General features: G+C 69.0%; 1 protein-coding gene. It reads right to left on the bottom strand.

Going from position 1 to position 554, the window contains the following annotated elements:
- A partial coding sequence (locus U5A58_RS40465) for a pyridoxal-phosphate dependent enzyme (RefSeq protein WP_321965462.1) occupies nucleotides 1–554 on the bottom strand: 554 nt, incomplete at both ends.

The following is a 554-nucleotide window of genomic DNA, read 5'->3' as shown; positions in this document are numbered from 1 at the left end:
GCCTTGATCGACTGCGCCATCGCGCAGGAGTCATCGGTCTGCACGCCGATCACCTTGATGTCGGGGCGCACGGCCTTCACGTAGGCCGCCACGCCTGCCGCCAACCCGCCGCCGCCGATCGGCACGAAGATCGCGTGAATCGGGGCCTGATGCTGGCTCAGCACTTCCATCGCCACGGTGCCCTGGCCGGCGATCACGTAGGGATCGTCGAACGGATGCACGAAGGTCAGGCCGCGTTCTTCCTGCAGGCGCACGGCGTGGGCGTAGGCGTCGCTGTACGACTCGCCGGCCTGCACGACCTCGACGGTCGCGCCGCCGTGGGCGCGCACCGCATCCACCTTCACCTGCGGCGTGGTCACCGGCACGCAGATCACGGCCTTCACGCCCAGTTTCGCCGCCGAAAGCGCCACGCCCTGCGCGTGATTGCCCGCCGAGGCGGTGATCACGCCGCGCTCCAGCTGCGCGGGCGAGAGGTGCGCCATCTTGTTGTAGGCGCCGCGCAGCTTGAAGGAGAACACCGGCTGGTTGTCCTCGCGCTTGAGGAACACGGCGTT

The sequence above is a fragment of the Paraburkholderia sp. J7 genome, from assembly GCF_905220155.1.
Taxonomy (GTDB): domain Bacteria; phylum Pseudomonadota; class Gammaproteobacteria; order Burkholderiales; family Burkholderiaceae; genus Paraburkholderia.
The sequence above is the reverse complement of the archived record's forward strand: the minus strand, read 5'-3'. Positions and strand labels throughout refer to the sequence as shown.